Source organism: Microbacterium sp. LWH12-1.2, from assembly GCF_040675825.1.
Lineage (GTDB): Bacteria > Actinomycetota > Actinomycetes > Actinomycetales > Microbacteriaceae > Microbacterium.
The window spans coordinates 2454162-2476195 of the sequence record NZ_JBEGIJ010000001.1 but is presented as its reverse complement, the minus strand read 5'-3'; the positions used below and the strand labels follow the sequence as shown (position 1 = coordinate 2476195).

16 protein-coding genes are annotated in these 22034 nt (G+C 67.4%); 14 read left to right on the top strand and 2 right to left on the bottom strand.

What is annotated here, in order from left to right; all coding sequences use genetic code 11:
* The first annotated feature begins 50 nt into the window (after nucleotides 1–50).
* The 12 genes from MRBLWH12_RS11850 (at nucleotide 51) to MRBLWH12_RS11795 (ending at nucleotide 17212) form a co-directional block, all read left to right on the top strand.
* Complete coding sequence (locus MRBLWH12_RS11850; RefSeq protein WP_341977425.1) at nucleotides 51–770, top strand: L-ribulose-5-phosphate 4-epimerase; 720 nt, start codon at nucleotides 51–53, stop codon at nucleotides 768–770.
* A complete protein-coding gene (locus MRBLWH12_RS11845) occupies nucleotides 767–2350 on the top strand; it encodes a xylulokinase (RefSeq protein WP_363549084.1) in 1584 nt (527 codons plus the stop codon). Before MRBLWH12_RS11850 ends, MRBLWH12_RS11845 begins: the two co-directional genes overlap by 4 nt.
* A 29-nt stretch (nucleotides 2351–2379) precedes the next feature.
* Nucleotides 2380–3903: an L-arabinose isomerase gene (gene araA, locus MRBLWH12_RS11840; protein ID WP_363549081.1), complete on the top strand. Its 1524-nt coding sequence runs from the start codon at nucleotides 2380–2382 to the stop codon at nucleotides 3901–3903.
* Entirely contained in the window at nucleotides 3903–4817 is a 915-nt protein-coding gene (locus MRBLWH12_RS11835) for an aldose 1-epimerase family protein (RefSeq protein ID WP_363549079.1), read from the top strand. The genes araA and MRBLWH12_RS11835 overlap by 1 nt, the downstream gene beginning before the upstream one ends.
* Complete coding sequence (locus MRBLWH12_RS11830; protein WP_363549077.1) at nucleotides 4814–6115, top strand: glycoside hydrolase family 27 protein; 1302 nt, start codon at nucleotides 4814–4816, stop codon at nucleotides 6113–6115. Before MRBLWH12_RS11835 ends, MRBLWH12_RS11830 begins: the two co-directional genes overlap by 4 nt.
* 127 nt (nucleotides 6116–6242) lie before the next feature.
* Nucleotides 6243–9071: a family 43 glycosylhydrolase gene (locus MRBLWH12_RS11825; protein WP_363549075.1), complete on the top strand. Its 2829-nt coding sequence runs from the start codon at nucleotides 6243–6245 to the stop codon at nucleotides 9069–9071.
* Nucleotides 9072–9204: 133 nt separating this feature from the next.
* Entirely contained in the window at nucleotides 9205–10146 is a 942-nt protein-coding gene (locus MRBLWH12_RS11820) for an ABC transporter permease (RefSeq protein ID WP_363549073.1), read from the top strand.
* A complete protein-coding gene (locus MRBLWH12_RS11815) occupies nucleotides 10133–11125 on the top strand; it encodes a carbohydrate ABC transporter permease (RefSeq protein WP_341977439.1) in 993 nt (330 codons plus the stop codon). The genes MRBLWH12_RS11820 and MRBLWH12_RS11815 overlap by 14 nt, the downstream gene beginning before the upstream one ends.
* A 74-nt stretch (nucleotides 11126–11199) precedes the next feature.
* Entirely contained in the window at nucleotides 11200–12759 is a 1560-nt protein-coding gene (locus MRBLWH12_RS11810) for an ABC transporter substrate-binding protein (protein WP_363549070.1), read from the top strand.
* Between the two features lie 81 nt (nucleotides 12760–12840).
* A complete protein-coding gene (locus MRBLWH12_RS11805) occupies nucleotides 12841–13503 on the top strand; it encodes a YesL family protein (RefSeq protein ID WP_363549068.1) in 663 nt (220 codons plus the stop codon).
* 6 nt (nucleotides 13504–13509) lie between these two features.
* A complete protein-coding gene (locus tag MRBLWH12_RS11800) occupies nucleotides 13510–15894 on the top strand; it encodes a glycoside hydrolase family 2 TIM barrel-domain containing protein (protein WP_363549065.1) in 2385 nt (794 codons plus the stop codon).
* 85 nt (nucleotides 15895–15979) lie between these two features.
* The gene (locus tag MRBLWH12_RS11795; RefSeq protein WP_341977448.1) at nucleotides 15980–17212 is read left to right on the top strand and encodes an ROK family transcriptional regulator; all 1233 of its coding nucleotides are present in this window, start codon (nucleotides 15980–15982) and stop codon (nucleotides 17210–17212) included.
* A 66-nt stretch (nucleotides 17213–17278) separates the two neighbouring features.
* On the opposite strand, the gene MRBLWH12_RS11790 is transcribed toward MRBLWH12_RS11795, so the two are convergent.
* Nucleotides 17279–18682 (bottom strand): ricin-type beta-trefoil lectin domain protein, encoded by a 1404-nt coding sequence (locus MRBLWH12_RS11790; protein WP_363549063.1) that lies wholly within the window; start codon nucleotides 18680–18682, stop codon nucleotides 17279–17281.
* Between the two features lie 157 nt (nucleotides 18683–18839).
* On the opposite strand from MRBLWH12_RS11790, the gene MRBLWH12_RS11785 reads away from it, so the two are divergent.
* Together MRBLWH12_RS11785 and MRBLWH12_RS11780 are read left to right on the top strand one after the other, a co-directional pair.
* A complete protein-coding gene (locus MRBLWH12_RS11785) occupies nucleotides 18840–20285 on the top strand; it encodes an alpha-N-arabinofuranosidase (protein ID WP_363549061.1) in 1446 nt (481 codons plus the stop codon).
* Between the two features lie 23 nt (nucleotides 20286–20308).
* A complete protein-coding gene (locus tag MRBLWH12_RS11780) occupies nucleotides 20309–21274 on the top strand; it encodes a glycoside hydrolase family 43 protein (RefSeq protein ID WP_363549058.1) in 966 nt (321 codons plus the stop codon).
* Between the two features lie 33 nt (nucleotides 21275–21307).
* Here MRBLWH12_RS11780 and MRBLWH12_RS11775 read toward each other — a convergent pair whose 3' ends face one another.
* Nucleotides 21308–21913, bottom strand: coding sequence for an antibiotic biosynthesis monooxygenase (locus tag MRBLWH12_RS11775; protein ID WP_341977456.1), 606 nt, complete (start codon nucleotides 21911–21913; stop codon nucleotides 21308–21310).
* Between the last annotated feature and the right edge of the window lie 121 nt (nucleotides 21914–22034).

Genomic DNA, 22034 nt, shown 5'->3' with positions numbered 1-22034 from the left:
ACACACTACTGTGACCGGTCACAGTGATCGCCGACGAACCAGAGGTACCCGTGAGCAACGAAGCCCCCGTCTTCTCCACCGAGATCGACGCATCGATCCAGGCCGTGCGGGCCGATGTCGCACGTCTGCACAGCGAACTGGTCCGCTACGGCCTCGTCGTCTGGACGGGCGGCAACGTCTCCGGCCGCGTTCCCGGCGCCGACCTGTTCGTGATCAAGCCGTCCGGCGTCTCCTACGACGACCTGACGCCGGCGAACATGATCCTCTGCGACCTCGACGGCAACGTCATCCCCGGCACGCCTGGCAGCGACCGTTCACCGTCCAGCGACACCGCGGCGCACGCCTACGTGTATCGGAACATGCCGGAGGTCGGCGGCGTCGTGCACACGCACTCGACCTATGCGGTCGCCTGGGCAGCGCGCGGCGAGGAGATCCCGTGCGTGATCACGGCCATGGCCGACGAGTTCGGCGGCCCCATTCCGGTCGGCCCCTTCGCGATCATCGGCGACGATTCGATCGGCCGCGGGATCGTACAGACCCTGCATGGGCACCGCAGCCGCGCGGTGCTCATGCAGAACCACGGACCGTTCACGATCGGCGTGAACGCGAAGGATGCGGTGAAGGCGGCCGTCATGGTCGAAGACGTCGCCCGCACCGTGCACCACGCGCGCGAGGCCGGTCCCCTCATCCCGATCCCGCAGGAGGCGATCGACAGCCTCTACAACCGGTACCAGAACGTGTACGGCCAGAACTCGGACACCCGCCGATGAGCGGCCGCGACGACCTCCTCACCGGTCGCACCAGCCTCGGCATCGAACTCGGCTCGACCCGCATCAAGGCATGCCTGATCGGCGCCGACGCCACCGAGGTGCTCGCCACGGGTTCCTTCGCATGGGAGAACAGGCTCGAGGACGGCCTCTGGACCTACGCACTCGACGAGGTGTGGCAGGGGTTGCAGGCGGCGCTCGCCGACCTCGTCGCCGACGCGCACGACCGCTTCGGCGTCCGCCCCGACTCCTTCGGCGCCATCGGCATCTCGGCGATGATGCACGGCTACCTCGCCTTCGACGATGCGGGTGAGCAGCTGGTGCCGTTCCGCACCTGGCGCAACACGAACACCGGGGTCGCGGCCACCGAGCTCACCGAGCTGCTGGGCGTCAACATCCCCCTGCGCTGGTCGATCGCGCACCTGCATCAGGCCGTGGTCGACGGCGAGGCGCACGTGCCGCAGCTCGACTTCGTCACCACCCTCGCTGGTTACGTGCATTGGAAGCTCACCGGCGAGCGCGTACTCGGCGTGGGCGACGCGTCCGGCATGTTCCCGATCGATTCCGCGACGGGCGACTATGACGAGCGGATGCTCACCGCATACGACGCCCTCGTCGGCGATCGCCTGCCCGCCCCGGCCGCGCGTCTGCTCCCGGCCGTGCTCCCCGCCGGTGCCGCGGCCGGAACGCTCACACCCGATGGTGCGAGACTCCTCGATCCGACCGGCGCCCTGAAGCCCGGCATCCCGCTCTGCCCGCCCGAGGGCGATGCCGGCACCGGCATGGTCGCGACCAACTCCGTCGCTCCTCGCACGGGCAACGTCTCCGCCGGCACCAGCATCTTCGCGATGGTCGTGCTGGAGCATCCGCTCGCGAATGTCCACCACGAGCTCGACCTCGTGACGACGCCGGCCGGCGACCCGGTCGCGATGGTGCACTGCAACAACGGCGCGAGTGAGCTCGCCGCCTGGGCCGGTCTCTTCACCCGTTTCTCCGCAGCGGCCGGTCAGCCGCTCACCGACGACGCCGTGTTCGAGGCGCTGTTCCGTGAGGCGCTTCAGGGCGAGGCGGATGCCGGCGGGCTGCTCGCCTACAACCACCTGGCGGGCGAACCCATCGCCGGCCTCAGCGAGGGGCGTCCGCTGTTCGTGCGCACCCCCGACAGCGCTTTCACACTGGCGAACTTCATGCGGGCGCAGCTCTACGGCGTCTTCGGCACACTTGCTCTGGGCATGCAGGTGCTCGCGGCCGAGGGCGTGGGGCTCGACCGGATGTTCGCGCACGGAGGCATGTTCCGCACCGCCGGCGTCGCGCAGCGGTTCCTGGCGGGAGCACTCGATGCTCCCGTCGCTGTGGGTGAACTCGCCGCCGAGGGCGGAGCGTGGGGCATCGCCGTGCTGGCGTCGTACCTCGCCCACGCGGAGTCCGCTGGCCTCGGGACCTACCTCGACCAGCAGGTCTTCGCCGGCGCACCTCTCGCCGTCGTCGATCCCGACCCGTCCGACGTCGCCGGATTCGCCTCATATCTCGACCGTTACCGTGGAGGCCTCGCCATCGAGGCCGCCGCAGTCGCATCGCTCTGATCTCCACCCAGAACACTGAAGGACCATTCATGACCCGTACTCCGCTCACCACCTCCCTCGACGGCTACGAGGTCTGGTTCCTCACCGGAAGCCAGCACCTGTACGGCCCGGAGACGCTCGCCCAGGTCGCCGCGCAGTCGCAGGAGATCGCCGGCATCCTCGACGCGGCCGGCGAGGTCCCGGTGAAGATCGTCTGGAAGCCGGTGCTGACGGATTCCGCCGCCATCAAGCGGATCGCCCTCGAGGCGAACGCCGACGATTCGGTGATCGGTCTCGTGGCCTGGATGCACACCTTCAGCCCGGCGAAGATGTGGATCGCCGGCCTGGACGCGCTGCAGAAGCCGCTCACGCACCTGCACACGCAGGCCAACGTCGAGCTCCCATGGGCTGACATCGACTTCGACTTCATGAACCTGAATCAGGCGGCGCACGGCGACCGCGAGTTCGGGTACATCCAGACGCGTCTCGGCGTGCCGCGCAAGACGATCGTCGGTCACGCCAGCGACCCGCGTGTGCGACAGGAACTCGCCACCTGGCAGCGCGCCGCAGCCGGTCTCGCGGCCTCCCGCTCCTTGAAGCTCGCCCGTTTCGGCGACAACATGCGTTTCGTCGCCGTCACCGAGGGCGATAAGACCGAAGCCGAGCTGCGCTTCGGTGTCCAGGTGAACACGTGGGGCGTCAACGATCTGGCCGATGCCGTCGCGGCGGCATCCGAATCCGACATCGACGCCCTCGTTGCCGAGTACGACGAGCTGTATGAGGTCGTCCCTGAGCTGCGCAAGGGCGGCGATCGTCACCAGTCGCTGCGCGACGGCGCGGCGATCGAGCTCGGGCTGCGCTCGTTCCTCGAGGAGGGCGGTTTCGGCGCCTTCACCACATCGTTCGAAGACCTCGGCGCCCTGAAGCAACTGCCGGGACTGGCCGTGCAGCGCCTGATGGCGGAGGGCTATGGCTTCGGAGCGGAGGGCGACTGGAAGACGGCCGTGCTCGTGCGCATCGCGAACGTGATGGGAGCGGGCCTGCCCGGCGGTGCGAGCCTCATGGAGGACTACACCTACGACATGACGCCGGGGGATGAGCTCATCCTCGGCGCGCACATGCTCGAGGTCTCTCCGTCGCTCACGACGGCGAAGCCGACGCTCGAGATCCACCCGCTCGGCATCGGCGGCAAGGATGACCCGGTGCGCCTGGTCTTCACGGCCGACCCCGGCCCTGCCGTCGTCGTCGCCCTCAGCGATATGCGCGATCGGTTCCGCCTCACCGCGAACATCGTCGAGAACGTGCCGCCGCGCGCGTCGCTGCCGAAGCTGCCGGTCGGTCGCGCGGTATGGAAGCCCGCACCCGACTTCAACACCAGCGCTGCGGCCTGGCTGACGGCCGGCGCCGCCCACCACACGGTCATGTCGACCGCGGTCGGCATCGAGGCGTTCCGCGACTTCGCCGAGATGGCCGAAGTCGAGCTGCTCGTGATCGATGACGCGACGACCCTGCCGGAGTTCCAGAAGCAGGTGCGCTGGAACCAGGCTTACTACCGTCTGGCGCAGGGCTTCTGATGGTGTCGCGGTCGGGGCGTCAGCTGCGCATCGCGGCTCACGGGTACGAGGCCGTGATCGCGAGTGTCGGTGCCTCGCTGCGCACGCTCACGCTCGACGGCCGCGACCTCGTCGTGCCGTTCGAGGCAGACGAGGTGCGCCCAGGGTATCGAGGCACGACGCTTGCGCCGTGGCCGAACCGCATCGTCAACGGCCGCTACACGTTCGGCGGCGTCGAGCACCAGCTGCCGCTGACCGAACCGGCTCGGGGGCAGGCCCTGCACGGGCTGCTGTCGTGGGCGGAGTTCTCCGACCGCGTCGTCGAGGACGACCGCGTCGTGCTCGCCGCGGTCATCGAACCGCAGAGCGGATACCCGTTCCGTGTCGAGGTCGAGACCGAGTACCGCCTCGACTCCGGCGGCCTCACGCAGACGGTCACCGCGCGCAACCTCGGGGCGGATGCCGCGCCCTGGGGCACCGGACCGCATCCCTATCTCGTCGCCGGCCCCGGCCGGGTGGATGACTGGACGTTCACGCTGCCGGCATCCGAGGTGCTGACGGTGACCCCCGACCGTCTGAGTCCGGTCTCCGTGGAATCGGTGGCGGAGCATCCGGAGTGGGACTTCCGGGCACCCCGCGCGATCGGCGATGTGTTCATCGACCACGCGTTCACGGGGCTGTCGCGTTTCGACGGCGTCGCCGAGGTCCGCCTGGCGGCAACCGACGGCACCGGCGTCGCGATGACCTGGGATGACCGCTGCCCGTGGGTGCAGGTGCACACGGCCGACAACCCGGGGCAGGACGCCATCCACCGGATCGGCCTCGCCGTCGAGCCGATGACCTGCCCGCCCGATGCGTTCAACTCCGCCGTCGACCTGGTCGTGCTGGAGCCCGGAGAGACGCACTCCGCTTCCTGGACCATCCGGGCGCTATGAGCACGGCGACCCCGCCGATGGGGTGGAACAGCTGGGACTGCTACGGCACCACGGTGACCGAGGCCGAGGTGCTCGCGAACGCCGAGTTCATGGCCGCGCATCTGCTGGCTCACGGCTGGGACACGGTCGTGGTCGACATCGACTGGTCCGATCCCGCCGCGCGCTCGCACGGCTACAACGCGGATGCGCCGCTGGAGATCGACGAGTGGGGACGGCTGATCCCCGACCCCGTGCGATTCCCGAGTTCAGCGGGCGGGGCGGGCTTCGGCCCGCTTGCAGCCCGCATCCACGCGCTGGGACTCCGCTTCGGCATCCATACGATGCGGGGCATCCCGCGCCGGGCGGTCGCGCAGAATCTGCCGATCCTCGGAACGGATGCGCAGGCCGCCGATGTCGCCGACGTGACCAACGTCTGCGAGTGGAACCCCGACATGGTGGGTATCGATCACACGCACCCTGCGGCCCAGGCCTACTACGACTCGACCCTCGCACTGTATGCCGGGTGGGGTGTCGACTTCATCAAGTCCGACGACATGCTCTGGCCGTACCAGGCGGCCGACATCGAGGCATATGCGGAGGCCATCCGCCGGTCCGGCCGCGACATCGTGCTCAGCCTCTCGCCCGGGCGCGACCTGTCGCTCGAGCGACTCGATCACCTGCGTGCGCATGCGGACATGTGGCGCATCTGCGACGACCTGTGGGACTCGTGGGATGACGTCGCGGCGAACTTCGCCCGTTTCGCCCGATGGGCGCCGTTCGCCGGCGAGCACGGCTGGCCGGACGGTGACATGCTCCCGCTCGGACGCATCGGCATCCGTGCCGAACGCGGTGAGCCGCGCGACGACCGGCTGACACCGCACGAGCGCGTCTCGCTGATGACGCTGTGGATCATCGCGCGCTCGCCGCTGATGATCGGCGGCGATCTGCCGTCCACGGATCCCGCCACGATCGCACTGTTCCAGAACGCCGAGGCGCTCGCGGTGATCAGGCAGTCCTCGCGGAACCGCGAGGTGTTCCGCGAAGGGCGACTCGTGCTCTGGGCCGCCGACGGACCGGCCGGCGAGCGGTACGCGGCAGCGTTCAACCTGGGCGACGAGCCGTTCGAGTCCGTGCTGGATGCCGTGAACATCGGGTTCCCGGCATCGGGAACGGTCACCGAGCTCTGGAGTGGTCACGCGGTCGTGCTCGAGCCGGTCTCCGTGCAGAGCGACGCGGCGCGCGGTGTTGCTCCCGGCAGTGCCGCTCTGCGACTGACCCTCCAGCCGCACGGCGCCGCGCTGCTGCGGCACCGCGACTAACGCCTGAGGAAGCCGCATTCGGGAAAGGGCTTGCCCGCTGAGTGCCCGTACTGCTTGGATGTGTGTTGACGTCAACTGTTAACGTCAACACACGGAGCGACGACGCTTCGATCACAAGGGAGTGGTTATGAAGAGAACGAAGGCTGTCGCCATGGCGGTCTGCACCGCTGCGGTACTGACGGTTTCGGCTGTGGGTTCGGCGCAGGCCGCCGTTCCCACCGGCGACCCGACGACGTATACCTCCTATCCCGGCATCCACGATCCGGGGAGTGCATCGCCGAGCTACTTCCAGCCGTACTGGTTCGACGACAACGGCGCCCACATCCAGGCGCACGGCGGCGCGGTCGTCTCCGCCCAGGAACTCGGTGTCGAAGGAGGCGATGTGGTCACCGGTGAAGAGGACGGCCGCACCGTCTACTACTGGTACGGCGAGGACCGCAGCAACGGCTACTACGGCAGCCCCGGCGTGCACGCCTACAAGTCCTACGACACGCTCAACTGGACCGACGAGGGCGTCGTGCTGCGCTCGGTGTCCGACGCCGCCGAGCTCGAGTCCGAGTACTTCGACACGCTCTACGACACCGTCGACGACGCCGGACAGCCGCGGGCTGATCGCATCTCCACGCTGAACTACCACCTGAACACCAACGACGCCGCCGAGCTCACCACGATCTTCGAGCGGCCCAAGGTGCTCTTCAACGAGGCGACGGGCAAATGGGTGCTGTGGTGGCACTCCGACGGGCAGACCTCGGCCGGCGGCAGCATGTACGCCCGTTCGATGGCGGGAGTGGCGGTTTCCGACAGCCCGACGGGTCCCTTCCGCCTGACGGGTGTCTATCGGATGCCGAACCGCACCGACTACAAGGCCTGCATCTCGGCCGCAGTCCCGGGTCAGGCGCGCGACATGACGGTCTTCCAAGACGACGACGGCACCGCGTACATCGTCTACTCGTCCGAGGAGAACCGCTCGCTCTACGTCGCCGAACTCGACGCCTCGTACACGAACGTCACGCACACGACCGACGTCGACATGGCGAACGCCGGACAGTACTCCGACGACGGCCGCTACCCGTATCTGTTCGCAGACGGCACCCCTGACGCTCCCGTGCGCGGCGAGGACTTCCAGATCGTGAAGGAATGCGGGATGCTCGAGGCGCCCGCGCTCTTCCAGCACGGCGGCAAGTACTACGCCGTGACATCCGGCGCGACCGGGTGGGCGCCGAATCCGCAGACTTACCACACGGCCGACAGCATCCTCGGCACCTGGATCCGCGGCGTCGAGACCGGCGACGTCTACGAGAATGTGGCCTACAACGCGATTCCCGAAGGGGGCGACGGGCTGCTGTCCGTCGGCGACACCCGGCGCACGTCGTTCGGATCGCAGTCGACCAACGTGCTCGACCTCGGCGGCGGCCGCTTCGTCTACATGGGTGATCGCTGGAACTCCGGCGCTGCCGACTCCACATACGTGTGGCTGCCGATCACGATCGGCGAGAACGGTCGTGCCGAGATGCGCAACCCCGCCACCGAGGACCCGACCAGGTGGGCTGCGGGCTGGGACGCGTCGTACTGGGATGACAAGGGCACGGGCACCGAGATCTGGCGCGTCGTCGAAGACGGACTTCCCGAGACCGTCGAACCCGGCGAGGACTTCTCGGATGCCCTCCCGGCGACCGTCTCCGTCGACGTCGGCGGCGTGACCGCCGACGTCGACGTGGAGTGGAGCGCGAGCTCGTTCACCGAACGCGGCACGCAGATGATCATCGGAACGCTCCCGGCCGACGCGCAGTTCACGGCCGGGCGCGCCTTCTTCCGGACGATCGAGGTCGCCACCCCAGGGGTCGTGAATCTCGCGCCGGAGTCGGCGGTGTCCGCATCCAGCCGTCCGACGCTCGCGCCCACGGTCGTGGACGGCAACGTCAAGGGCAAGGGCTGGGATGACTGGGTCGGCGGCGGCGTCTACCCGAAGTCCGGCTGGCTCTCGTTCTCGTGGCCGTTGGCGCAGGACGTCGACGAGGTCGTCGTGCACACGTACAAGGACGGCGCCGGCGCGACCTGGCCGTCGACGATCGCGGCCGAGTACCTCGACGCGTCGGGCGCCTGGGTCTCGGCTGACGTGAGTGTCGAATTGGCGCAGGATGCTGCGGCAACCGCACCCGTCGCAGCGCTCGACGTCTCGGCGTTGCCGCGGACGAACGGCGTCCGCCTGCAGCTGAAGACGGCGACCAACACCTGGCAGTCCATCTCGGAGGTGCAGATCTGGGGCGCCGACGGCGTCGAGGACATCTGCTCGGCTGAGGGAACGACCGTGTCGGCGAGCTTCTCGCAGACCGAGTGGGAGACGATGCCCGCCCGGAACGCCTGTGACGGCAGCGCCGCGACCTCCTGGTCGACCTGGACCGGCGGCACCATGAAGGACTCGGCGACGTTCACCGTCGAGCCGGCGGCGGCCCGCATCGTCGACAGCGTCGGCTTCACGAACATCGAGGGCACGATCACCGCAGTGGGGGTCGAGTACCGCGATGCTGAGGGCAGCTGGCATGCGACGAGCGCGCAGAACGTCGTGCCGAGCGCCAATGGCGCACCGACGTCGATCTCGTTCGACGCGGTCGTCGCGTCGGCCGTCCGGATGACGTTCGCGACACCGGGGTCGTTCCTGAAGATCCCGGTCCTGGCGGTCGGGGCGCGGTCCTCGGACTTCGTTCCGGCGGTCTCCACGCGCTGCATCGCCGGCAAGGTGCAGCTCGTCTCCAGTGTGCACAATGCGGGCGCCGAACCGGTGGACGCCGTCGTCGAGACGCCATTCGGTCGCAGGATCGTCGAAGCGGTGGGCGCAGGGGAGAAGGGTTCTGCCGTGGCCGCGACGCGCAAGGCCTCGATCGCCGCCGACGAGGTCGTCGTCTCCGTCGGAGAGTCGACGGTGACGGCGGGTTACGCCGCGAAGAACTGCGGCTGATCCCTGTCGTGACGGGCGGAGTCGGTCAACCGGCGCCGCCCGTCACTTTCTTCTGTTGACTTTCATCGACGGTTAGTTTTAGTCTTGGAATTGCTTCGACGACGAAGCCATGGCATCCCGCAGAGAGGCGAAGATGGCACAGTTGCAGACCTCCCGACCGCGCGCATCAGTGTGGCGGAGCATGATCCAGAACAGGATGCTCCTGTTCATGTGCCTGCCGGCGATCGCGTTCTTCCTGCTCTTCAGCTACGCACCGCTCCCCGGTATCTGGATCGCGTTCACGAACTTCAATTACAACGACGGGATCTTCGGCAGCCCGTTCGTCGGACTCAAGAACTTCGAGTTCCTGCTCAAGTCCGGCCAGCTCTGGCTGCTGACCCGCAACACGATCCTGTACAACGTCGCGTTCATCGTGCTCGGCAACATCCTGCAGATCGCGATCGCCATCATGCTCAACGAGGTGCGGCTGAAGTACTTCAAGAAGATCAGCCAGGGCGTCATGTTCCTGCCCTACTTCATCTCGGTCGTCCTCGTCGGCGTCATCGCCTTCAACCTGCTCAACTACGACACCGGCGCGCTCAACGCCCTCATCGTGCAGACCGGCGGCGATCCGGTCAAGATCTACAGCACCGCCGGCGCCTGGCCGCTGATCATCATCCTGGTCCAGCTCTGGCAGAGCACCGGCTACGGCTCCATCGTGTACTTCGCAGCCATCATGGGCATCGACAAGGGGCTGATCGAGGCGGCATCCATCGACGGTGCCTCCGCCTGGCAGCGCATCCGCCACGTCATCCTGCCCAGCCTCAAGCCGACTTTCATCATCCTGCTGCTGTTCTCCCTGGGCGGGATCATGAACGGCAACTTCGGCCTGTTCTGGAACCTCGTCGGCAACAACGCCGCACTCTTCGCCACCACCGACATCATCGAGACCGCGGTCTACCGCATGGTCATGTCGCAGAACAACTTCACGACGTCCACCGCCGTGGGGCTGTACCAGTCGCTGTTCGGGTTCGCGATCGTCATGACGGCGAACTGGATCGTACGAAGGATGAACAAGGACTATGCGCTCTTCTGAACTCGCACCCGCCGTCATCTCCGACCCTGTGACCACCGAGGCGATCGTCCTCGCCGGGCGCAAGCCGCGCGGCAGGAAGCCGGCCGGCAGGCCCATCAAGCTCGAACGCGGCGACTACCTGCTGCGCGGCATCTCGTACGTCACGGTCTCGCTGTTCGCCCTGTTCTGCCTGCTGCCGTTCGTGCTGATCGTGTCGGCCTCGTTCTCCAGCGAGTCCGAGATCATGAAGACCGGCTTCGGACTGCTTCCCAAAGGCTTCACCTTCACGGCCTACGAGTACATCTTCAAAGCGCCGGGTCAGATCATCGGGTCCTACGTCGTCACGATCATCATGACCGTCACCGGCACCGCCGTGGGACTGCTCGTCATCTCGATGACCGGGTACGCCCTCTGGCGCCCTGACTTCCGGTTCCGCAACCAGATCTCCTTCTTCATCTACTTCACCACTCTGTTCTCCGCCGGTCTCGCGCCGACCTTCCTCTGGATCGGTCGCACTCTCGATCTCCGCGGCAACTATCTCGCCGTCTGGCTGCCGCTGCTGATGACGCCGTGGCTCATCATCCTGATGAAGAGCTTCATGCGCACGGTGCCCTTCGAGATCGTGGAGTCGGGCAAGATCGACGGCGCCGGCGACTTCCGCATCTTCTGGCAGCTGACGCTGCCGATGATGAAGCCCGCACTCGCGACCGTCGGGCTCTTCCTCGCCCTCGGCTACTGGAACGAGTGGTATCTGTCGTCGCTGTATCTCGGCAGCACGGTCGAGTTCAAGCCGCTCCAGTACCAGCTCTACAACGTGATCAACACGGCGAACGCGCTGCGCAACTCCGTCGCCGGTTCCAACGTCAGCATCACCGACCTGCCGAGCAACACCCTGAAGATGGCGAGCGCGGTCGTCGCGACCGGCCCGATCCTGCTCGTCTACCCGTTCGTCCAGAAGTACTTCGTCAGCGGCATCACCGTCGGCGCCGTCAAGGGCTGATCCCCGCCCCTACCCGCAGCAGTACCCGCAGCAACACCACCCGCACCAACAGATATGAGCCGAAGGAGTCTCACATGAAGAGAAGGATCATCACGTCCACGGCAGCGCTGATCGCGCTCGGCATCAGCGCGACCGCGCTGACCGCCTGTACCGGTGGCGACGGCGACCAAGAGGGGGGCGCGCCGACCGAGATCACCATGCTCGTACTCGGCGACAAGCCCACCAACGGTCGCCTCGAGGCCATGCTCGACAAGCTCAACGAGCGGCTCGTCGAGAAGGCGAACGCGAAGCTCGACCTGTTCTACGTCGAGTGGGCCGACTGGCAGACGCAGTACAACCTCCAGCTCCTCTCCGGCGACGACAACGTCGACCTCATCACCACCGCGACCGACTGGCTCTACGCGTGGGAGAACGCCAAGAAGGGCGCCTTCCTGCCGCTGAGCGAGGACATGCTCAAGGAGAACGCGCCGAAGACATGGGAGCAGGTGGATGCCGCAGGCGACTGGGAGCTCACCAAACTCGACGACGACCAGATCTACTTCATCCCCGAGGACGCCTACACGCAGTGGACCAACCACGGCTTCTTCTACCGCGGAGACTGGGCGGCTCAAGCCGGCTTCGCGAACGGCGAGATCACGAAGTTCGAGGACTTCACGACGTACTTCCAGTGGATCAAGACGAACAAGCCGGAGGCCTACCCCTGGGACGTCGCCGGCGCCAATGAGTTCGCCCTCACCGGATACCTCCAGGGGCACACCGACCTGCAGACCATCCAGCAGATCACCGCGGGCAACTACTTCCCGTTCCAGACGCCCGAGGGCGACGAGACCGATGTCACCTCCTGGTACATGGAGGGCGACGAGCTGCTCGCCGCGGCCGAGCTCGCCAAGGAATGGAACGACATCGGCGTGTGGCGTGAGGACGCGCTGAACTACGACGGCGTCACGCGTGAACTCCTCTACGCCGGACTGACCGGGACCGACCAGCACCACACGCAGACGTTCGTCGGGCAGATCGTCGACAACATGACGACCAAGCAGCCGGGCTCCGACCCCAAGCTGTTCTCCTTCGGGTCCGAGAACGGCAACTACTTCCGCGACATCAAGACGCATGGAGCGATGGCGGTCAGCGCCAATTCGTCTAACCCGGAGAAGGCGCTGCAGGTCTACGACCTCCTCCGCAACGATGAAGAGGCGTACAACCTGATCAACTTCGGCATCGAGGGCACCGACTACGTCGTGACCGACGACGGCAAGCTCGGCTACCCGGAGGGCTACGACTCGTCGACCGACGGTCTCGGCGCCAACTTCTGGGCTGGACGCATGGACGAGTTCGAGCTGCCGCGGACGTCCGAGGCGCCGAACAAGGACGAGATCTACGACGCGCTCGACGCCGATGCCAAGGACTACCCGTACTCGACGCTCGTGGTCGACAAGACGCCGATCGAATCGACGCTTGCGGCCATGAGCGGAGTGCTCTCCGAATACATCCCGCAGCTGCAGTACGGCAAGTTCGACGACCCGGCGGCGGCGATCGCCGAGATGCGTCAGAAGCTCAAGGACGTCGGCTACGAAGACGCCAGGGCCGATGTCGAAGCGCAGATCAAGGCCTGGGACGAAGCCCGAGAGGGCTGAGCAGGCACCACAGCCGGGCGGGCGGGGCTATCTCGCCCGCCCGGCTCCCGCAGAAGCTCTCACAGAAAGAGGGGGGACGACATGTCGAGCAGCATCCTCGCGCCGGATTCCACGCTGATGCGATTCCTCACGCGGATCGCGGATCTGATGATCCTGAACGTCCTGTTCGTTCTCACATCGCTCCCCATCGTCACGATCGGCGCGTCGCTCACGGCACTGAATTTCGTGGGCATGCGGATCGCCACCGACACGGACCGCACGATCGTCGGCGACTACCTCCGCTCGTTCCGCCGGAATCTCAAGCAGTCGACGCTGCTCGCGCTGATCCTCGCCGGCATCGGCAGTGCGCTCGCCGCCTGGTACTACGTCGTCACCACAGCCCCCCTCCCGTCGATCGCCGTGATCGTGCTGATGGCGATCTGGTACCTGCTCGCGTTCATGTTCGTGATGGGCGCGCTCTATGTGTTCCCCTACGTGGCTCGCTTCGAGGGCAGCATCGGCGAAGTGCTGCGCAACGCCCGCCGGATGTCGATCCGGCATCCGCTCGCGCCGCTCACCGTCGCCGCCCTTACCGCGCTCAGCGTCATCGTGACCATCTACTATCCGCAGGCCACCGCGTGGGGCCTGCTCTGGCTGATGATCGGCTTCGCCGGCATCGCCTTCCTGGGCGGCGCGCTCTTCGCCCGCGTGTTCCAGAGATACATATCGGCATCCGCACTCGTCAGCGACCAGGAAGAGGAATAGCACCCCGTGCACACGCAGACCATCGATCAGTGGCTCTTCTCGCGAGCGGACGACCCGGATGCCTCGGCGAAGCGGTACGACGACGCACCATGGCGGGCGGTCGCCGTGCCGCACGACTGGAGCGTCGAGGAGGAGTTCTCCGCCACTTTCTCCAGCGGCACCGGATATCTGCCAGGGGGCATCGGCTGGTACCGGGCGCATGTTCCCACGGCAGGGCTCGGGCTGCGCGAAGACAACGTGGTGCGCCTCGTCTTCCACGGCGTCTACAAGAACGCCGAGGTGTGGGTCAACGGCTACCACCTGGGTCGCCGCCCGTCCGGGCATGCGCGCTTCTCATTCGACGTCAGCGAGATCCTCGCCTACGCCACCGACGATGATCTGGTGATCAGCGTGCGCGTCGACCACACCGACATCTCCGATTCCCGCTGGTACAACGGTTCGGGGCTCACGCGTCGCGTCGACCTCGAGGTGCACGAGCCGGTGCACCTGCGCGAGCACGGCACGGTGGTGACCACACTGGCGGCGGATGCGGCTGAGGCGACGATCCGCATCGAGCAGACGCTCATCAACAGCACGGCAGAGCAGGTCGCCGTGCACGCGCGGCACGAGCTCACCTCCCTGACGACCGGTCGGATCCATGTCGCCGAGGTGTCCGCAGAGATCGCGCCCGGTGCGTCTTCGTCGACCTCGACGGACATGCGGATCGCGGAGCCGGAACTCTGGTCGGACGACGACCCGCGCCTGCAGCGGCTCACGACGACACTCTCGTGGACCGGCGGCGCGGCATCGGGAGAGGCGCAGTACAGCGAAGTGATCGGCATCCGCACCTTCCGCTTCGACCCCGACCACGGCTTCTCGATCAACGGCGACGCGCGCATTCTCACCGGCGTCTGCCTGCATGAGGACGCCGGCTGCCTCGGCACCGCGGTGCCGGTCGAGGTGTGGTTGCGGCGCCTCCTGGCCCTCAAGGAGATGGGTTGCAACGCCGTGCGGATGGCGCACAATCCGCATGCGCCGGAGCTGTACACGCTGTGCGACGCTCTCGGGTTCTACGTCATCGACGAGGCATTCGACGAGTGGGAGAACGCGAAGAACAAATGGTGGCAGGGGCACAACGTCTATCCGCCGCGGCACCAGGGCTACGCCTCGGACTTCCCCGAGTGGCACGGACGCGATCTGACCTCGATGGTCGAGGGCGGTCGCAACCATCCGTCGATCATCGCCTGGAGCATCGGCAATGAGATCGACTATCCGAACGACCCGTACGCGAGCCCGCTGTTCACCGAGATGACCGGCAACAACGACGCGAACAAGCCGGATGCCGAGCGGGTGTACGACCCCACCCGTCCCGACATCCGCCGCCTCACGACGATCGCCAGGAACCTCGCGCGGATCGTCCGCGAGAGCGATCGGACCCGGCCGGTGACGCTGGCCGCGGCGTTCCCTGAGCTCTCCAGTCACACCGGGCTCTTCGAACCGCTCGACGTCGTCGGATACAACTACAAGGAGCACCTCTACGAGGACGACCACCGTCGGTTCCCTGGCACGCCGTTCCTGGGCAGCGAGAACTCCCATCGATACGCCGACTGGCAGGCCGTCACCGGCAACGAGTTCATCGCCGGCCAGTTCCTCTGGACCGGCATCGACTATCTCGGCGAGGCCCATGGGTGGCCCATCCACGGGTCGGGTGCGGGTCTGCTCACCCTCGCCGGCTTCCCGAAGCACACGTGGCATCTGCGTCGCAGCTGGTGGTCGGATGAGCCGCTCGCCCATCTCGTGGTCCGGCCGTTCGCCGAGGGGGAGACGTCGTTCTGGAGCCACCCGGTCTCGCGGTCGGTCGACTTCGCTGCGGCTGGTCCCACCGAAGTCCTGTGCTTCGCCCGGGCCGACGAGGTGCGTTTGACGGTCGGCGGGCAGCAGGTCGATGTCGAGTGGGACGACGAGCACGGCTATTGGCGCGGGGTGGTGCCGGCGCTGACCGGGCCCGTCGAGGTGCAAACGCTGCGCGGCGGCACCGAGGTCGCCACCGATCGTCTCGAGAGCGCGGGCGAGCCGGCGATCCTCGAGGCCGTCGTGTGGCGGCCGCCGACGGACGCGGCAGCGCGGTGCGCCTCTGCGGGGCTGCCCGCCGGAGCCGTCGTGCAGATCGAATGCACCATCCGCGACGCGGGTGGTGCCGTCGCCCGCGGTGACGTGCTCGTGGAGGCGAGTGTCGAGGGCGGGGAACTGCTCGGGTTGGAGAACGGCGATCTCGCCGACGTCACCCCCTATTTGCTTCCGCAGCGCCGCACGCTGGACGGGCGTCTGATCGTCTTCGTGCGCGTCGACGGACCGGCATCCGTGCGGCTTCGCGCTGAGGGGCTGGAAGATGCCCGCGTGGTGATCGAGTGATGGGATACTGGCGAAGGTCGGCGCACAGCGCCCGACGTGCGCCGAGTGAGGGCGGGAACGCGGTGCACGAGCAGAGGGAGTGAGTATGGGTCTGGCGAGGCGGACATCGCGGGATATCCGCAGCGACTCGCGCGTCGACGTCCTCCATGCCGTCCTGTCTGCGGGCCAGACCACGAGGAACGGCGTGGCACAGTCCACGGGGCTGAGCCCGGCCACGGTGGCGACCATCGTCGGCGAGCTCATCGACGAGGGCATCATCGCTGAGACCCGCGGCATCGCAGGCGGCATCGGCCGACCGACCGCGGTGATCGGCATGAACGGCGACCGCGGGCGGGTGGTCGGCATCGATGTCGCCGAGACCTACGTGCGCACCGTGCTCTTCGACACCGCACTGACCCAGCTCGCCACGACGGTGACCGAACGCGACGAGCACATCCTCGACCCGGCATCCGTCGTCGAGGAGATCGGGGGCGCGCTCGATCGGATGCTGCTGCAGGAGAACGTCTCGCGGGATGCGCTGCTGGGCGTCGGGGTCGCCCTTCCCGCCCTCGTGCAGGAACCCTCCGGCGTCTCGGTGTTGGTGCCGAACTGGACCTGGCACTCCGTCGAGCTGGAGCACCTGCGCACCCGGGTCGGCCTGCCGCTCGTGATCGAGAACCCGCTGAAGGCCATGGTCGCCGCCGAACTCTGGCTCGGTCGAGGCCGCTCGGCGGCCAGCCTCGTCACCGTGAACCTCGGCACCGGCGTCGGCGCGGGCATCGTCCTCGAGGGGCGGATCCTGCGCGGTGCGACGAACTCTGCGGGGGAGTGGGGGCACTCCCTGCTCGTCCTCGACGGACGGCGCTGCCGCTGCGGACGAAACGGCTGCGTCGAGGCGTACATCGGGGCGCCCGGCATCCAGCAGACGCTCCGCGAGATCGCGCAGGACCATCCGCTGGCCGACGTCGCCCTGCAGGCCGACTTCATCGCCGCACTCGCGGCTGCCGCGAACGCCCCCGAGCCGGACCCGGCCGTCGCGGAGACGCTCGACCGGACCGCCTACTATCTCGGATCTGCACTCGCAGACCTCGTCGCGATCGTCAACCCCGAGGTCGTGACGCTCACCGGCTGGACCACTTGGGGGCTGGGCTCCCACCTGCTCGAACCGGCTCGCCGTCACCTGCGGGAGCAGTCGCCGGGGCATGCGGGCGGAGACGTGGAGCTGGTGGTGTCGACGGTGTCGGGGAACCCTGTCGCGACCGGCGTCGCCCTGATCGCACTCGAGCGCTCCCTCGTCGACGCGGGGTTGCTGACGACGCACATCCCCGTCGCCCTCTGAGCGCACGACAGACGGACAAGCCCCGCGACCCGATCGGGTCGCGGGGCTTCTCCATGATGGCGGTGGCTACCCGCGCGTCCACTGCTGCGTCGGCGAGGCGGGGTCGCAGGGTGCCAGCGCGAGGCCCCACTCGTTGGCCGGCGTCGCCAGGCAGAGTCCTGGATCTGCGCCGCTGCTGATGGTGAGGTCGGCGTTCACCAGCCACTGCTGTGCCGCGTCGCCCGAGCAGTCGGCGATGGCGAGGGGGCTACCCGCGACCAGGCCGTCGACGGCTTCGACGCAGAGGTCTCCGTAGACCGAGAGCTCGCCGGCATCCGTCGCGTGGAACGACTGGTTGCCGCCCCCGTTGCAGTGCCACAGACCCAGCTGCGTGCCGGGAGTCGTCGAGCCGCCGGGCACGTCGACGCACACGCCGTGCGCGACGCTCTTCAGGGGTTCGCCGGGGGGAGCCGGCGGCAGGCCGTTGAGCTGCTCCTTCTTGAGCAGGCCCCAGCCCCACTGGAGCTGGGCGAGCCCGGACTCGTTCGTCACCTCGAGCCCGCCGTCATCTGTCTGCTCCGTCAGCGTGTACGAATCGCCGGTGCGAAGGCCGGGCCAGTAGACGACGCCCATCCCCTGGTCGCGAGTGACCTCGGTGAGAGCACCGAGGTACGCAGTCGACACGTCGCCCTCGTGGTTGCCGTAGTTCAGGCCGGTGGTCATCGGGGATCCGGCCTCGGAGACCAGGGTGCGCCAGCCGTACTCGCCGATGCGGGGCAGCAGGTTCGCCTTCCACTCGTCCTCCGTGGTGTGGCTCGCCCAGAAGCCGTAGAAGTGCAGCGACAGCAGCGTGCCCTCCAGCTCTTCGGCTGCGCCGACGCCGGTCACGTCGTCGTTGTAGCCCGTGCCGGAGATGATCACGCGCTTGCGCGGCACGGCGGCATGGTCGTCGAGCCATCCGGATGTCAGCGACACCCACTCGTCGAGCGTGTAGCCGAACGGCTCATTCATCGGCTCGAAGTAGACCTTCGGGTTCTTGCCGTACTCGGCCACCACGGTGTCCCACATCGCGTCGAAGGCGGCAGCGTCGTCCGCTCGCCCGTCCTTCGCGTTGTCGGCCTCCCAGTAGCTGAGGATGACCTTGAAACCGCTGTCGACCGAAGCGTCGATGGCCGCCTGATACGACGCCCACCAGTCGGTGCCGACGCTCGAGGGATTGATCGGCAGGCGGACCGTGTTGGCCCTGACCTCCGCGCGGAACTCGCCGATGATGGCGGCCGACTTGTCGTATGTCGTGTCGTAGTCGTCGGAGGTGCTGAGGCCGGACGGCACGACCTCGTCGTCTGCGTAGTTGTCTCGGGGGTCGGCCCAGTTCACCCCGCGGAATTCGTTGGTGCTGTGCGGGCCTCCCTGAGCTGCGGTGGCGGGCAACGGGGCGATGCCCATCAGGAGGGCGGCGGCCGCGACGGCCGCTCCGATCTGTCTCTTCATCGGGATCCGTTCGGTTCGGGTGCGCGACTCTGCGCGGGCGTCGACGGGTATCGACACTCGGCCAGCGTTGCACGGGAGGCGGTAATACTCAAGGGTTAAAACAACGGTGAGAAAAAGTACTTGCGGTTCCGCCGTCAGGCTCTATAACGTTGCAGGAATGATCACCGCCGTCGTTGGATCTGCCTCGCCCGTCATCGATCGCCGCATCTACGGACAGTTCGCCGAACATCTGGGGCGCGGCATCTACGAGGGTCTCTGGGTGGGTGAATCCTCCGACATCCCGAATCGCAACGGCTTGCGGATCGACGCGATCCAGGCCCTGCGCGACATCAAGGTGCCGGTCGTGCGGTGGCCGGGCGGATGCTTCGCCGACGAATACCACTGGCTGCAGGGGATCGGGCCCGACCGGGGCGCGATGGTGAACACGCACTGGGGCGGCGTGGTCGACCCGAACGAGTTCGGCACCCACGAGTACTTCGAGCTGCTGAACCAGCTCGATGCCGAGGCATACATCAACGGCAATGTGGGCAGCGGCACCGTCGCCGAGATGCAGGACTGGATCGAGTACATGACGCTCGACAGCCACACGCCGATGGCCGAACTGCGCAAGAGCCACGGGCGCGCGCAGCCGTGGAAGGTGCAGTTCTTCGGCGTCGGGAACGAGAGCTGGGGATGCGGCGGCAACATGATGCCGTTGCACTACGCGAACCTGTACCGGCAGTACCAGACGTACGTGCGCGACTACGGAGACAACCGCATCACCAAGGTCGCCTGCGGCGCCAACGCCGACGACTACGAATGGACCGATGTCTTGATGGCGCGCGCTGCGGGTCACATGGACGCGCTGAGCCTGCACTACTACACGCTTCCGACCGGGAACTGGGATGTGAAGGGCGCTGCTCGTGGCTTCGACGACGCGGCGTGGTACGAGACCATCCGTCGCACCCTGTTCATAGACACCCTGCTCACTCGCCACGGCGAGATCATGGATCGCTACGACCCCGCGAAGCGCGTCGGGATCTATGTCGACGAGTGGGGGACCTGGTACGACGTCGAGCAGGGCACCAATCCCGGCTTCCTCTACCAGCAGAACACGATGCGCGACGCCGTGGTGGCAGCGCTGAACTTCCACGTCTTCCATCGGCACGCGGCGCGCGTGCGGATGACGAACATCGCGCAGATGGTCAACGTGCTGCAGGCGATGCTGCTCACCGACGGCCCGAGCCTGATCAAGACGCCGACGTACTTCGCCTTCGCGCTGTACACCGATCACCACGACGCGACACTGCTGCCGATCGAGGGTTCGCTGCCGCCGCACACCGACGTCACGGCTTCTCGCAAGGACGGCGCCGTCACGGTGAGCGCCGTGAACTACGCGCTGGATCGCCCTGCCCGGATCGAGATCGACCTGCCAGGGGCCATCGGCACCATCCGGCGCAGCGAGATCCTCGCCGGATCATCGACCGACCACAACACCTTCGAGGTGCCATCCGCCGTGGGGCTGACGGCGTTCGAAGGCGTTGCGGTGACCGGGTCGCGGCTGGTGCTGGACGTGCCGCCGTGCAGCGTCGTCACCGTTCGGGCAGACGTCGCGGGCGTATGAGGCTCCCACCTCGTGAAGGGATCATGACGATGCAACGACTCGACGACTTCTGGGCGCACGACCCGTTCATCCTCCCGTACGCGGCGGATTCGACCTACTACCTGTACACCGCGGCGCGGGACCAGCCGGCCGTCGTCGCGTACCGCAGTGCCGACCTCGACGCCTGGGATGATGAGCCGGTCGTCGTGTTCCGCGTGCCGGAGGGGTCATGGGCCTCCGCGACCGAAGCGCCGTGGGCGCCGGAAGTCCACGAATACCGCGGTCGCTTCTACCTGTTCACGACGTTGCATGACTCGTCACGGCAGCTGGACGTGCCCGGTGGAGCGCGGTTCCGAGCGTTCGCAGAGGACGGCGGCTCCGAGTACATTCCGACGGCGAGGGGCACGGTGATCGCCGTGGCCGATCATCCGGCCGGGCCGTTCGAGCTGTTGCGCGCAGACGCGCCCGTCGCGCCGGCCGAGTTCATGACGCTCGACGGCACCCTGTTCGTCGATGATGACGGTGCGGCGTGGATGGTCTACGCGCACGAATGGGTGCAGATCTTCGACGGGACGATCGAGGCCGTACCGCTCGCGCCCGACCTCACGGCGGCCTCCGGTGATCCGATTCTGCTGTTCCGCGGCTCGGAGGCGGCGCTGCTGAGAGCGCTGCCGCCGAGCGCCAGGACCCGGATGCCGTACGTCACCGACGGGCCGCAGCTGAGGCGGCTGCGCAGTGGCGCGCTCGTGATGCTGTGGGCGACCTATCATCCGCGCGACGACGGATCCGACTACGTCGAGACGATGGCCGTGTCGCGCAACGGACAGCTGACGGGACCGTGGGAGCAGCTCGAGACCCTGGTCGACGGCAACGCGGGCCACGGCATGCTGTTCGACACGTTCGACGGGCGCACGATGCTCGTGCTGCACCGCGGGATGGGCACCCCGCGTGTGCGTGCCGAACTGCACGAGGTCGTCGAGACCGAGGATCGCGTCCGTCTCGCGGACTGATGCGGATTCCACTCGGGCGATTCGAAACGTCTGTCAGCGGGCGAGCCAGTTCCGCAGCGAGCGCGTGACCCACGGCAGCACCCAATAGGTCATGATCGGGGTGAGCACGAGCGTGGTGATGAGTACGCGCAGCCAGATCGGCAGCACGTCGCCCCAACCGGGTATCGGGTTCATCAGATAGGTGAAGCCGACGTTCAGCGGGAAGAACCCCAGCCAGATCGCGACGGCCTGCTTCCAGCGCGGCGGTGCGGTGACGACCTCTGTCGCACCGGTGGCGGCATCCACCACCGTGATCGATCCGGTCGCCGGCTCATCGAACCAGCCCTCGATGCCGGTGCGACGTTTCGAGCGCTCGCTGCGGACGAAACCCTCGCCCATCGACAGCCACCACTCGCGCTCAGCGGATTGCTCCCAGGCCTCGAGGGTCTCGGTGCCCGCGAACCGGTAGAGCATGTGCCATACCTGGGAGTTCTCGCCGGCTCGCACCCACCCCGATCCGAGGAACCCGGGATACTTGCTCGCGAGATTCAGGCCCGTCTGCACCCAGGCGGTCGCCTCGGCGATGCGGGCGGGATCCACCTCTCGACGGATGGAGACGGTGATCGGCTCGCTGGGCAGCGTGCGGGATTCGCGGGACATCGTGGCCTCAGGAAAGCAGGCGTGCCCGGATCACGGGCACGCCCGAGTGCGGATGCGCCAGGGTATCGGCGCTGTGTCGATTCTACTCCGCAGTCGGGCTGGGGTTTCTTCGAACGGGGAG